Genomic DNA, 12,913 nt, shown 5'->3' on the forward strand with positions numbered 1-12,913 from the left:
CGAAACCAGCCAGATACCGGTCATGAACAGCGTCAGCCGGTCGAGGTTCTTCTCGACGACGGTCGATCCGGACAGGCTGGACTGCACGCCGCCACCGAACAGGGTGGACAGGCCGCCGCCTTTGGCCCGATGCAGGAGGACCAGCAGGACCACCAGGACGCTGGTGACGATCAGCAGGATCTGCAGGGCGAGCATCATGCGGGTCAGAATACCGGTTCGCGCCCGCGCGTTCGCGCACCAGGTACACGAGTGCCCGCCTCCGGGGCGGTGCAGGTCAGAGCAGGGGTCCGCCGGCGGCGATCGCGGACAGCTGCGCGAACTGCTCGCCATCCAGCGACGCACCGCCGACCAGACCACCGTCGACGTCGGTCTGGGCGATCAGTTCGGCGGCGTTCTTGGCGTTCATCGACCCGCCGTAGAGCACCCGCACGCCGTCGGCGATCTGCGGTGTCGTCATCTCGGCCAGTTTCCCGCGGATCGCGCCACAGACCTCCTGCGCGTCCGCCGCACTGGCGACCCGGCCGGTTCCGATGGCCCACACCGGTTCGTAGGCGATCACGGCGCTGGCCACCTGCTCCTGGGACAGCCCGGCCAGGGAGCCCTGCAGCTGAGCCAGGTTGTAGTCGACCTGCTCGCCGGCTTCGCGGATATCGAGGTTCTCGCCGATGCAGATGATCGGGATGAGCCCGTGCCGGAAGGCGGCGGCGGCTTTGGCGGCGACGGTGGCGTCGTCCTCGTGGTGATAGGTGCGACGCTCGGAGTGCCCGACGACGGCGTAGGTACAGCCCAGCTTGGCCAGGAAGGCACCGCTGATGTCGCCGGTGTAGGCGCCGGAGTCGTGCGGGGAGAGATCCTGGGCGCCGTAGGTCAGCCGCAGCTTGTCGCCGTCGACCAGCGTCTGGACGCTGCGCAGGTCGGTGAACGGCGGGATGACGGTGACGTCGACCTTGTCGAAGTACTTCTCGGGCAGTGCGAAGGCGATCTTCTGCACCAGGGCGATGGCCTCGAAGTGGTTGAGGTTCATCTTCCAGTTGCCCGCGATGAGCGGCTTACGGGACACGGGGTCTCCTTGGAGCTAGCTAGTTGAGGATCTCGATACCCGGGAGCGTCTTGCCCTCCAGGTATTCCAGCGATGCGCCACCGCCGGTGGAGATGTGCGAGAAACCGTTCTCGCGCAGACCGAGCTGGCGTACCGCGGCGGCCGAGTCTCCGCCGCCGACGACACTGAAGGCACCCTTGGCGGTCGCGGCGATGATCGCCTCGGCGACACCCTTGGTGCCGGCGGCGAACGCCGGGAACTCGAACACGCCCATCGGCCCGTTCCAGAACACGGTGCGGGCGTTGGACAGCAGTGCGGTGAATCGGGCGACGGAATCCGGGCCGATGTCCAGACCCATCTTGTCGGCCGGGATGTCTTTAACCGCAACGGTTTCCGGCGGCGAGTCGGCTTTGAACTCGGCGGCGACGACGACGTCCACCGGCAGGTGAATCACGTCGCCGTACTCCTCCAGCAGCCGACGGCAGGTGTCGATCATCTCTTCCTGCAGCAGCGACTTGCCCACCGAAATGCCTTGTGCGGCAAGGAAGGTGTAACACATGCCGCCGCCGATGATCACACTGTCGGCCTTGCCGGCCAGGTTCTCGATGACGGCGAGCTTGTCGGAGACCTTGGACCCGCCGAGCACCACCGCGTAGGGCCGCTCGCCGGCTTTGGCGAGCTGTTCGAGCACCTTGACCTCCGCGCCCACCAGGGTGCCGGCGTAGTGCGGCAGCAGCTTGGCCACGTCGTAGACCGAGGCCTGCTTGCGGTGCACCACACCGAACCCGTCGGAGACGAAAGCGCCTCCCGTGCCCACGAGTTCGACCAGCCCGGCGGCCAGCGCCTGCCGTTCGGTCTCGTCCTTGGATGTCTCCCGCGGGTCGAATCGGATGTTCTCCAGCAGCAGCACGTCGCCGTCGGTGAGACCCTCCGCGCGGGCCAGCGCGTCGGTGCCGACGACGTCACCGGCCAGTTGGACGTGGCGGCCGAGCTTCTCGCCGAGCACCCTGGCGACCGGCGCCAGGGAGTACTTGGGCTCAGGCCCACCCTTGGGCCGGCCCAGGTGCGCCGTCACCACCACCTTGGCGCCGGCATCCGTCAGCGCCTTGAGCGTGGGCACCGAGGCGTCGATACGCCCGGTGTCGGTGACGTTCCCGTTCTCGTCGAGGGGCACGTTGAGGTCGCAGCGCACCAGCACGCCACGACCTTCAACGCCCTCGGCGAGCAGATCGGCAAGAGTCTTGACTGCCACTGTCGCCCGTCCGCTTACAGCGACTTGCCGACGAGGCCGATGAGGTCGACCAGCCGGTTGGAGTATCCCCACTCGTTGTCGTACCAGGAGACGACCTTGGCCTGGTTGCCGAGGACCTTGGTCAGGCCCGAGTCGAAGATCGAGCTATGCGGGTCGGTGACGATGTCGCTGGAGACGATCGGCACGTCGTAGTACTTCAGGATGCCCTTCATCGGCCCCTCGGCGGCGGCTTTGAGCGCGGCGTTGATCTGCTCGGCCGTCGCGGTCTTCTTCAGCTCCACGGTGAGGTCGGTGACCGAGCCGGTGGGGATCGGCACCCGCAGCGCGTAACCGTCCAACTTGCCCTTGAGCTCGGGCAGCACCAGGCCGATGGCCTTGGCCGCACCGGTGGAGGTGGGCACGATGTTCAGCGCGGCCGCGCGGGCACGACGCAGATCCTTGTGCGGGGCGTCCTGCAGGTTCTGGTCCTGGGTGTAGGCGTGGATGGTGGTCATCAGACCCTGGACGATGCCGAACTCGTCGTTGACCACTTTGGCAAGCGGCCCAAGGCAGTTCGTGGTGCACGAGGCGTTGGAGATGATGTTCTGGCTGCCGTCGTACAGCTGGTCGTTGACGCCCATCACGATGGTGATGTCCTCGCCGCTGGCCGGCGCGGAGATGATCACCTTCTTGGCGCCCGCCTCCAGGTGGCCCTTGGCCTTGGCGGCGTCGGTGAACAGGCCGGTGGACTCGATGACGACGTCGACGCCGAGGTCGCCCCAGCCGAGTGCGGCCGGGCCCTCGCGGTTGGCCATCGCCTTGACCTTCTCGCCGCCGATGACGATGTTGTCGCCGTCGACCGAGACGTCCTTGGGCAGCCGGCCCAGGATGGAGTCGAACTTCAGCAAGTGCGCCAGGGTGTTGATGTCGGTGAGGTCGTTGACGGCGACGATCTCGATGTCTGTCGCCTTGCCCTCGGCCTGCAGAGTCTCCAGCGCCCGGTAGAAGTTTCGCCCGATGCGGCCGAAGCCATTGACGCCAACCCGGATCGTCACTTGTGTCTCCTCACTGATGTCGCCAAGCTGCTGCTTGGGAATGCCAGGCGCAAGCCTAATGGCGACACCAGCGAGACGGGGCCGAACCGCACGACCGTTTAATACCTGTTCACCCGGCGGCGTACCGTCGAAACATGACGCTGTCACTGCCGGTCGATCTTGACGTGAGCAAAATACGGGAACGTTTGGGCCAGGGGCTGTTTGCCATGGTGGCCGGTCCGGAGGGCCCGGAGAACCGGGAGCGCATCCACGGCGCGCCCGGACCGCGCTGGACCTCCCCCGACAGCCCGGTGCGGCAGGTACACGGCGACGCCTCAATGTTCGTCGGGGGCCTGCGCGCACTGCTGCTGCAGTCGCTGCACCCGCTGGCCATGGCCGGGGTTGCCGAGCACTCCGACTACCGCGGCGACCCGTGGGGCCGGCTGCAGCGCACCAGCACATTCCTGGCCGTCACCACGTTCGGCACCGCCGGCGACGCACAACGCGCGGTGGACAAGGTCCGCGGCATCCACCGGCGGGTGCACGGCGTCGCCACAGATCCCCGATCAGGAGAAGGCCGGCCCTACCGCGCCGACGACCCGCACCTGCTGGAGTGGGTGCACATCGCCGAGATCGACAGCTTCCTGATGGCCTACCAGCTCTACGGGGCCACGCCGCTGGACCAGGCCGGCCGCGACGGCTACGTCGCCGACACCGCCCGGGTAGCCGAGGCACTGGGCGTGCCGAACCCACCGCGCACCGAAGCCGAACTGCGCCAACGTCTTCGGGCGTACCGCCCGGAACTGCACAGCACCGAGGCGGCCCGGGAGGCGGCCCGCTTCCTGCTGGTCACTCCCCCGCTGCCGCTGCTGGCCCGCGGACCCTACGGTCTGCTGGCCGCGACGGCGGTGGCGATGCTGCCGGCCTGGGCCCGGCTGCCGTTGCGACTGCCGTATTTTCCGCCGGTGGAGGCCACCGCGATCCGGTTCTCCGGCCGGGTGCTGGTGGGCGCGCTGCGCTGGGCGCTGACCGCCAACGCGCCGGTGACGGCCGACGACGTGTCGGCCACCGTCTGAGCCGGGGCGGCTGAGCCGCGTCAGGCGTCGTCGAGCAGGTCCGGCGTCACCGCCGACTCGGTGTCGGGGATGCCGTCGTGCTTGGCCTTGCGGTCGGCCATCGACAGGAGCCGCCGAATACGGCCTGCCACAGCGTCTTTGGTCATCGGCGGTTCGGCCAGCCGGCCGAGCTCCTCCAGGGAGGCCTGCCGGTGCTCCACCCGCAGCTTGCCGGCGGCGGCCAGATGGTCGGGCACGGTGTCGCCGAGGATCTCCAGCGCGCGTTCCACCCGGGCGGCGGCGGCGACGGCGGCGCGGGCCGAGCGGCGCAGGTTGGCGTCGTCGAAGTTGGCCAGCCGGTTGGCGGTGGCACGGACCTCGCGGCGCATCCGCCGCTCCTCCCAGACCAGCCGGGTGTCCTGAGCACCCATCCGGGTGAGCAGCGTGCCGATGGCCTCACCGTCGCGGACCACCACCCGATCGGTGCCGCGCACCTCGCGCGCCTTGGCGCTGACGCCGAGTCGCCGTGCGGCGCCCACCAGGGCCAATGCGGCTTCCGGTCCCGGGCAGCTGACCTCCAGCGCCGAGGACCGGCCCGGTTCGGTCAGCGAGCCGTGCGCCAGGAAGGCACCACGCCAGGCGGCCTCGGCGTCGCCGATACTGCCGCCGACCACCTGCGCGGGCAGTCCGCGCACCGGACGTCCCCGCATGTCGAGCAGCCCGGTCTGACGGGCCAGTGCCTCCCCGTCTTTGGCCACCCGCACCACGTAGCGGGTGCTCTTGCGAATTCCGCTGGCGGACAGCACATGAATCACCGAGGCGTAGCCGTAGAGGTCGTGGATGTCCTTGCGCAGCCGCCGGGCGATGCTGCCCAGGTCCACCTCGGCCTCGACCACCACCCGGCCCGCCACGATGTGCAGGCCGCCGGCGAAGCGCAGCAGCGCGGCCACCTCGGCCCGGCGCGCACTGACCGAGTTAATGACGAGACGACTCAGCTCATCCTTCCCCTCAGCTGTCATCGCCACAGGTCGTCGCCTCTCGGTCCATCTCGCAGAGCCTTGTCTGGCTGCCGTGCCGCCGCGGGAAGCGTCGGGGTGGGGAGCTCGGAGCCCCGCGTACACACGGCGTCCAGGGCCGCCGCCAACCGTGCCGGGTCATGTAAAGGTGTACCAGGCCGCGCAACGTCAGCAAATGTCACTGCCGCCTCCAACACGCTTGCGGTCCGGCAAAGTTGATCGCGTTCGCGCTGTGATGGCACACGCGCCGCGTCGACGATGATGTCATGCACGGAGAATCCGGGGGCGTGTTGGGCGAGAACGTGCAGGTGCCGCTCGGCGGAGAACCCGGCCGTCTCCCCCGGCTCGGCCGCCAGATTGAGTACCAGCGCGCGGCGGGCCGGGGTGGCTTTGAGGGCGGCGGCCAGGCCGGGCACCAGGACGTGCGGGATCACACTGGTGAACCAGGACCCGGGGCCCAGCACCACCAGGTCGGCGCTCATCACCGCGTCGACGGCCTGACGGGTGGCCGGCGGATCGCCGGGTAGCAGCCGCACCCGGCGCACTTTGCCGGGTGTGGTGGCCACCGCGACCTGCCCGCGGATCACCCGGCTCATCCGGGGGTCGCTTTCCAGACCGGCGACGTCGGCCTCGATCTGCAGGCCGATGGGGCACATCGGCAGCACCCGGCCCTTGACCCCGAGGATGCGGCCCAGTTCGTCCAGCGCGGCGACCGGATCGGCGAGCACCTCGTCCAGCCCGGCCAGCAGCAGGTTGCCGATCGGGTGCCCGGCCAGGGCGCCGCTGCCGCCGAACCGGTGCTGGATAATGGTGGCCCACAGCCGGCCCTGCGGGCTGTCGGAGGCCAACGCCGCCAACGCCATTCGCAGATCACCCGGCGGGACGACGTCGAGTTCGGAGCGCAGCCGGCCGGACGATCCACCGTCGTCGGCGACGGTCACCACCGCGGTCACGTGCGGGGTGAGACGTCGCGCCGCCGACAGCGTCGCGTAGAGCCCGTGGCCGCCGCCCATCGCGACGATGCGGGGACTGATCTCCGCGCCGGAAGCTTCGGGGAGAGTCATTCGCGCCCCAGGTCCCGGTGCAGCACCCGCACCGACAGCTGCGGGTTGTCGCCGAGCAGACCGGCCAGCGCCTCGGCGATGGCCACACTGCGGTGCTTACCGCCGGTGCAGCCGATCGCCACCGTCATGTAGCGCTTCCCCTCACGTAAATAACCGTGCACCACCAGCTTCAACAACTGATGGTAGGTCCGCAGGAACTCCGTCGCCCCGGGCTGGGCCAGGACGTAATCGCGCACCGCCGGCGCCTGGCCGGTCTGCGGTCGCAGATGGTCCACCCAGTGCGGGTTGGGCAGGAAGCGGACGTCCATCACCATGTCGGCGTCCATCGGCAGGCCGTACTTGAAGCCGAAAGACTCCACGGTGACGGCGGTCTGTGCCACGGTCTCCCCACCGAAGGCGTTCTCGATGCTGGCGCGCAGCGATGGCACCGACAGCGTGGTGGTGTCGATGATCAGATCCGCGCCGGCTCGAACCGGAGCCAGCATGGCGCGTTCGGCGGCGATGCCTTCGGCGAGAGTCTGGTTGCCCTGCAACGGATGGCTGCGCCGGTTGTTCTCGTAGCGGCGCACCAGAATCTCGTCGGAGGCCTCCATGAACAGCACCCGCGGAGTGATGTTGCGGGTGGCCAGATCCCGGCGCACGGCGTCGAGGTCGCCGGTGAAGCCGCGGGATCGGACGTCCATCACCACCGCCAGCTGGGTGATCCGCGAACCGGCCGCCAAGCCCAGATCGACCATCCGGGCGATCAATTCGGGCGGCACGTTGTCCACGACGTACCAGCCCAGGTCTTCGAGGACCTTCGCGGCGGTGCCGCGGCCGGCCCCGGACAGTCCGGTGACCAGGACCACGTCGATGTCGGAGGCGTCAGCCGATTCGGCACTGAGGTCGGGGCCGGGGTCGGGGCTCGGGTGCTCAGTCATAGGAATGTCGGTCATAGGGCTTGCTGAGCATCATCGCCCACAGCTTCGGCCGGTGCACCCGTTTGAGCGACACCGAGGGCCTCGAGTACCGCAGCAGCCGTTGCCGCGCCGATGCCGGGCACCTCGGTGATCTCGGCGACGCTGGCCTGCCGCAGCCGGGCCACCGACCCGAAATGGGTGACCAGGGCCTTGCGCCGGGTCTCCCCCAGCCCGCGCACGGTGTCCAGGGCGGAGGCCGTCATCCGTTTGGAGCGCTTGCTGCGGTGATACGAGATGGCGAACCGGTGGGCTTCGTCGCGCACCCGCTGCAGCAGGTAGAGGCCCTCGCTGTTGCGCGGCAGGATCACCGGGTCCGCCTCGCCGGGCACCCAGACCTCTTCCAGCCGCTTCGCCAGACCGATCACCGCGACGTCGGTGACGCCCAGTTCGTCGAGTACGGCCTGGGCCGCATTGACCTGCGGCACACCGCCGTCGACGACGAACAGGTTGGGCGGGTAGGCGAACCGGCGGGGTGTGACGTCGGGTTCGGTTGCGGCGTTGCAGTTTTCGGCTGTCTCGGTGTCGCGCAGGTGGCGCAGGAACCGGCGACGGGTGACCTCGGCGATCGAGGCGACGTCGTCGGAACGGCCGTCGCCCGCGGCTTCGCGGATGGCGAAGTGCCGGTAGTCGGATTTGCGCGGCAGGCCGTCCTCGAATACCACCAGTGAGCCCACGACGTCGGTGCCCTGCACGTGGCTGATGTCGACGCACTCGATGCGCAGCGGGGCGTCGGCCAGCCCCAGGGATTCCTGAATGTTCTGCAGCGCCGCCGATCTGGCGGTGAAGTCGCCGGCCCGCCGGAGCTTGTGCTGCTGCAGCGCATCCTGGGCGTTGCGGTGCACGGTGTCGGCCAGCGCCCGCTTGTCGCCGCGCTGGGGCACCCGCAACGCCACCCGGGAACCGCGCAGCCCGGACAGCCATTCGGCGAGTTGGCGAGCGTTGGGCGGAAGGCAGGGCACCAGAACCTCTTTGGGTACCGGGTTGCTGGATTCGTCTGCGGCGCCGCCCAGTTCGGCTTCGGGCGGGCCGCCCAGTTCGGCTTCGGGCGGGCCGCCCAGTTCGGCTTCGGGCGGGCCGCCCAGTTCGGCTTCGGGCGGGCCGCCCAGTTCGGCTTCAGCGCCGTGCTGCCCGCGCACCCGCCCGCCGCGGACGTGGAACACCTGCACGGCGGCCTGCAGGTCGTCGTCGGCGAACGCCACCACGTCGGCGTCGGTGCCGTCGCCGAGTACCACGGCCTGCTTCTCCAGGGCGCGGCGCAGCGCACCCAGGTCGTCGCGCAGCCGGGCGGCCCGCTCGAAGTCCAGTTCCTCGGCGGCGGCGTTCATCTGCCGTTCCAGGTCGCGGGCGAACCGATCGGTCTTTCCGGACAGGAAGTCGCAGAAGTCGACGACGATCTGGCGGTGCTGCTCGGCGCTGACCCGGCCCACGCACGGCGCCGAGCACTTGTCGATGTAGCCCAGCAGGCAGGGCCGCTCGATCTGGCTGTGCCGCTTGAATACTCCGGCCGAACAGCTGCGGGCGGGAAACACCCGGGTGAGCAGGTCGAGGGTCTCGCGGATGGCCCAGGCGTGCGAGTACGGACCGAAGTAGCGGACCCCCTTGCGGCGCGGGCCGCGGTAGACCATCAGCCGGGGATACTCCTCGTTGAGCGTCACCGCCAGCACCGGGTAGGACTTGTCGTCGCGGTAGCGGACGTTGAACCGCGGGTCGAACTCCTTGATCCAGTTGTATTCGAGCTGAAGCGCCTCCACCTCGGTGGCGACCACGGTCCACTCGACCTTGGCAGCGGTGGTGACCATCTGCCGCGTCCGCGGGTGCAGGCTCGCGATGTCGGCGAAGTAGGACGTGAGCCGGCTGCGCAGGTTTTTGGCCTTGCCGACGTAGATGACCCGGCCGTGGGCGTCGGAGAACCGGTAGACGCCCGGCTGCACCGGGATGGACCCCGGCGGTGGCCGGTACGTCGCGGGATCAGCCACGGTCTCAGGTTAATACGGGGATCAGGTCGACGACTCGGCGCCGAGTTCCGGCTGGTAACGCACCATCAACTGCCGCACCGTGTCCATCGCCGCGACCGCCCGCTCACCGTCGGCCGACTGGATGGCCAGCACGGGGACGTACTCGTAGGCCTGCAACTCCACGCGGGCCCAGCGCTTCCCCGGCGGGAACACCACATCCACCACATCCGGCCACGGAATCAGCCTGTCGTCGAGCACGTTTCGCACCGACAGACCGGCCGGGCCGACCCGCAGCCGGGGCCGGGTGGCGATGTAGACCACCGCACTGGCCAGGATGACCGCCAGACCGCCGATCGCCACCTGGTCGACACCGCGCCAGGTGGCCACCGACGCCCGGTTGTTGATGAACGCCACCACGATCCCGATCAGCGCGAACAGCGCAGCACCGGCCACCGCCATCCGCGGGAACCGCCTCGGCCGAAGCTCCGCGTCCCAGTCGCTCATGCCCGCAGCTGCCGCAGTGTCAGGGCGGTGGACAGCGCCGCGGCGCAGGCCTGGGCGCCCTTGTCCTCGGCCGAGCCGGGCAGCCCGGCGCGGTCCAGGGCCTGTTGTTCGTTCTCGGTGGTCAGCACGCCGTTGGCCACCGGGGTTGCGACGTCCAGCGACACCCGGGTCAGGCCCTGGGTGACGGCGTCACAGACGTAGTCGAAATGCGGTGTTTCCCCCCGGATTACCACCCCGAGAGCTACCACGGCGTCGTGGTTGCTCGCCAGCTGCTGGGCGATCACCGGGATCTCGATGGCGCCGTGCACCCGCACCACCGTCGGGTTGGTCACGCCGGATCCGTCGGCCACCCGGCGGGCCCCGTCGAGCAGGGCGTCGCAGATGCGGGCGTGCCAGGTGCTGGCGACGATCGCCAGGCTCACGTCCGACGCGTCCATCTCCGGGACGTCGGGAACACCGGCGCCGCCGCTCACAGGACGCCGCCGACGTCGCCGGGTTCGTCGAAATCCTCCAGGCCGGCCAGTTCATGACCCATCCGGTCGCGCTTGGTCTTGAGGTAGCGGATGTTCTCTGAGTTGGCCCGCACCGGCAGCGGCACCCGCTCGACCACCTGCAGGCCGTAGCCGTCCAGCCCGACCCGCTTGGCCGGGTTGTTGGTCAGCAGCCGCATGGTGCGCACACCGAGATCCACCAGTATCTGCGCACCGATGCCGTAGTCGCGGGAGTCGGCGGGCAGACCCAGTTCCAGGTTGGCGTCCACGGTGTCGGCGCCGGCGTCCTGCAGCTGGTAGGCCTGCAGCTTGTGCATCAGGCCGATCCCCCGGCCCTCGTGTCCGCGCATGTACAGCACCACCCCGCGGCCCTCGGCGGCCACCATGGCCATCGCCGCGTCCAGCTGCGGGCCGCAGTCGCAGCGCCGGGAGCCGAACACGTCGCCGGTGAGGCACTCGGAATGCACCCGGACCAGCACGTCACGCCCGTCGTTCTGCGGGCCGGCGATGTCACCGCGGACCAGGGCGACGTGCTCCACCTGGTCGTAAATATTGGTATAGCCGACCGCGCGGAACTCCCCGTGCCGGGTGGGGATGCGAGCCTCGGCGACGCGTTCCACGTGTTTCTCGTGCTTGCGCCGGTATTCGATCAGATCGGCGATGGAGATCAGGGCCAGGCCGTGCTCGTCGGCGAAGATCCGCAGCTCGTCGGTCTGGGCCATGGCGCCCTCGTCCTTCTGGCTGACGATCTCGCAGATCGCCCCGGCCGGCTGCAGGCCGGCCATCCGGGCCAGGTCGACGGCGGCTTCGGTGTGGCCCGGGCGGCGCAGCACCCCGCCGTCCTTGGCGCGCAGCGGCACCACATGTCCGGGCTTGGTGAAGTCCTCGGCGACGCTGGACGGGTCGGCCAGCAGCCGCATGGTGGTGGCGCGGTCCGATGCCGAGATACCCGTTCCCACACCGGCTTTGGCGTCGACGGTGACGGTGTAGGCGGTGCCATGCTTGTCCTGGTTGACCGCGTACATCGGCAGCAGGCCCAACCGGTCGCAGACGGCGCTGTCCAGCGGGACGCACAGGTAGCCGGAGGTGTAGCGGACCATGAAGGCCACCAGTTCGGGCGTCGCCTTCTCGGCGGCGAAGATGAGATCGCCCTCGTTCTCGCGGTCCTCGTCGTCGATGACGACGACGGCCTTGCCCGCTGCGATGTCGGCAACCGCCCGTTCGACGGTGTCCAGCCTCGTCATCGTGTGCCGCCTGTCCTGATCTAGTTGCACACAGTATGAACCACGCCGAGGTGGCGGTCCTTACCGCGGCTTTCGACCCGAAAATCCAGGCTCGACACTCCGGCTTTATGGGAAGTTTGCCAAATTGTGATTCACAGTCCCGCGGGCCGTGTACCTTCGGGCGAGCAATTGCCGCGTGACGGAGGGTGACGGGGATGTACCAGTTCGGGGTGGCGCTGACAGCCGCGGCCGTGTTGCTGGTGTCGGCGGTGCCGGCATCAGCGGAACCAGGACCTACGGACCCGGCCGGTGTGGCACCGGTGCCGGCGGCCGAGGCAGTACCCCCAGCTCCGGGTGCGGCCCCGGCGGTGGCCACCGGCCCGGGCGCCATCGCACCGGCCGCATTCGTCCCGCCTGTCGACATCGGCCGGGTGGCGTCAGCTCCGCCCGCGTCGAGCTCGCTGGAGGGCGTCACCCTGACGATCTCCGCCAAGGACGAGACCCAGCAGTCGGTGTCGCCGCTGACCACTGCGATCTCCACCCGCGAATACCTGGTCGGCGGGGTCTTCAGCGGGTCGATCACCGGGACGGCCACCCCGCCCGAGGGCGTCCTCGAGGTGGGCTATCAGATCGGCTGCGGCATCGACATGAGCACCTCCGGCGGTGTGCTGATCGGCGGCTCCGTGCAGGGAGCACTCGGTACCGATGCCCTGCTCGGCGGCGTGAACGGATTCCTCCTGCCGCCCATCGGCATCATCGGCGCCGGCGCGGGTGTCACCGGCCAGGTCGGAGTGAACCTCAAGCCCGGCATCGTCAACAACGTCCCGGTGACCAAGAAAACCTACAAAGGACCTAACCCGGAAGTGGAGATCAGAAACTTCCGGGTCAAGATCGACGGCTGCGTGGGCCAGTCCTTCATCCGCTCCTACGCCACGCTGGCCAATTCAAGTGCGCAAGTCGAGGACATCGTGTCGTGGTTCGGCGTCACGAAGGCGGTCTGAGAATGTTCACACCTGTGATGCGGCGTACCGCTGTCCTGGCGGCGATCGCGACATTGGCGGCGGCGCCCGCCGCGGCTGAGCCGGCCCCGGCCCCGCCGGCCCCTCCGCCGCCGGTCGCGGCAGTCCCCGGTCCGATGAACCCGGCCGCCCCGCCGCCGCCGGTCCCCGGCGCCCCGCCGATTGGTGCCCCGCCGGTTGTGGCTCCCCCGATCGACGACGGACGCGTCGTGTCGGCCCCGCCCGCGACCATGACCGCGTCCGACGGCGCCACTCTGACGGTCTCGGCGCAGGACGAAATCCAGCAGCCGGTCGCGCCGTTGACCACCGCGATCTCCACCCGG

The 12,913-nt window shown here is 69.6% G+C and carries 13 protein-coding genes and 1 pseudogene; 3 read left to right on the forward strand and 11 right to left on the reverse strand.

Going from position 1 to position 12,913, the window contains the following annotated elements:
- The 4 genes from secG to gap all read right to left on the reverse strand — a co-directional run.
- Positions 1–198 (reverse strand): preprotein translocase subunit SecG (gene secG, locus ADBZ6I_RS11165; RefSeq protein WP_526383764.1); only part of this gene is annotated, 198 nt, incomplete at its 3' end.
- Between the two features lie 76 nt (positions 199–274).
- On the reverse strand, positions 275–1,060 hold the full coding sequence (gene tpiA, locus ADBZ6I_RS11170; RefSeq protein WP_526383766.1) for a triose-phosphate isomerase: 786 nt from the start codon (positions 1,058–1,060) through the stop codon (positions 275–277).
- 19 nt (positions 1,061–1,079) lie between these two features.
- Entirely contained in the window at positions 1,080–2,291 is a 1,212-nt protein-coding gene (locus ADBZ6I_RS11175) for a phosphoglycerate kinase (protein WP_526383768.1), read from the reverse strand.
- A 14-nt stretch (positions 2,292–2,305) separates the two neighbouring features.
- Positions 2,306–3,325: a type I glyceraldehyde-3-phosphate dehydrogenase gene (gap, locus tag ADBZ6I_RS11180; RefSeq protein ID WP_526383770.1), complete on the reverse strand. Its 1,020-nt coding sequence runs from the start codon at positions 3,323–3,325 to the stop codon at positions 2,306–2,308.
- Between the two features lie 134 nt (positions 3,326–3,459).
- Here gap and ADBZ6I_RS11185 point away from each other — a divergent pair, with 134 nt between their 5' ends.
- A complete protein-coding gene (locus ADBZ6I_RS11185) occupies positions 3,460–4,380 on the forward strand; it encodes an oxygenase MpaB family protein (protein WP_526383772.1) in 921 nt (306 codons plus the stop codon).
- 20 nt (positions 4,381–4,400) lie between these two features.
- Here the strand turns inward: ADBZ6I_RS11185 and whiA are convergent, their stop codons facing one another.
- From whiA to ADBZ6I_RS11220, 7 genes are read right to left on the reverse strand one after another with little or no spacing between them, the layout of a single operon-like run.
- On the reverse strand, positions 4,401–5,384 hold the full coding sequence (whiA, locus tag ADBZ6I_RS11190) for a DNA-binding protein WhiA (RefSeq protein ID WP_526383774.1): 984 nt from the start codon (positions 5,382–5,384) through the stop codon (positions 4,401–4,403).
- Complete coding sequence (gene yvcK, locus ADBZ6I_RS11195) at positions 5,375–6,409, reverse strand: uridine diphosphate-N-acetylglucosamine-binding protein YvcK (protein ID WP_526383789.1); 1,035 nt, start codon at positions 6,407–6,409, stop codon at positions 5,375–5,377. Before yvcK ends, whiA begins: the two co-directional genes overlap by 10 nt.
- Positions 6,410–6,435: 26 nt before the next feature.
- Entirely contained in the window at positions 6,436–7,359 is a 924-nt protein-coding gene (rapZ, locus tag ADBZ6I_RS11200; RefSeq protein WP_526383776.1) for an RNase adapter RapZ, read from the reverse strand.
- An 11-nt stretch (positions 7,360–7,370) separates the two neighbouring features.
- On the reverse strand, positions 7,371–9,374 hold the full coding sequence (gene uvrC / locus ADBZ6I_RS11205; protein ID WP_526383778.1) for an excinuclease ABC subunit UvrC: 2,004 nt from the start codon (positions 9,372–9,374) through the stop codon (positions 7,371–7,373).
- 21 nt (positions 9,375–9,395) lie between these two features.
- Positions 9,396–9,857 (reverse strand): PH domain-containing protein, encoded by a 462-nt coding sequence (locus tag ADBZ6I_RS11210; protein WP_526383780.1) that lies wholly within the window; start codon positions 9,855–9,857, stop codon positions 9,396–9,398.
- The gene (gene ribH / locus ADBZ6I_RS11215; protein ID WP_526383782.1) at positions 9,854–10,330 is read right to left on the reverse strand and encodes a 6,7-dimethyl-8-ribityllumazine synthase; all 477 of its coding nucleotides are present in this window, start codon (positions 10,328–10,330) and stop codon (positions 9,854–9,856) included. Before ribH ends, ADBZ6I_RS11210 begins: the two co-directional genes overlap by 4 nt.
- Positions 10,327–11,592 (reverse strand): bifunctional 3,4-dihydroxy-2-butanone-4-phosphate synthase/GTP cyclohydrolase II, encoded by a 1,266-nt coding sequence (locus tag ADBZ6I_RS11220; protein WP_526383784.1) that lies wholly within the window; start codon positions 11,590–11,592, stop codon positions 10,327–10,329. The genes ribH and ADBZ6I_RS11220 overlap by 4 nt, the downstream gene beginning before the upstream one ends.
- Positions 11,593–11,786: 194 nt before the next feature.
- On the opposite strand from ADBZ6I_RS11220, the gene ADBZ6I_RS11225 reads away from it, so the two are divergent.
- A complete protein-coding gene (locus tag ADBZ6I_RS11225; RefSeq protein WP_526383787.1) occupies positions 11,787–12,572 on the forward strand; it encodes an MspA family porin in 786 nt (261 codons plus the stop codon).
- Between the two features lie 2 nt (positions 12,573–12,574).
- Positions 12,575–12,913 (forward strand): annotated as a pseudogene (locus ADBZ6I_RS11230) (hypothetical protein); the annotation flags it as partial.

The sequence above is a fragment of the Mycobacterium sp. genome (assembly GCF_044342925.1).
In the GTDB taxonomy this organism is placed as follows: Bacteria; Actinomycetota; Actinomycetes; order Mycobacteriales; family Mycobacteriaceae; genus Mycobacterium.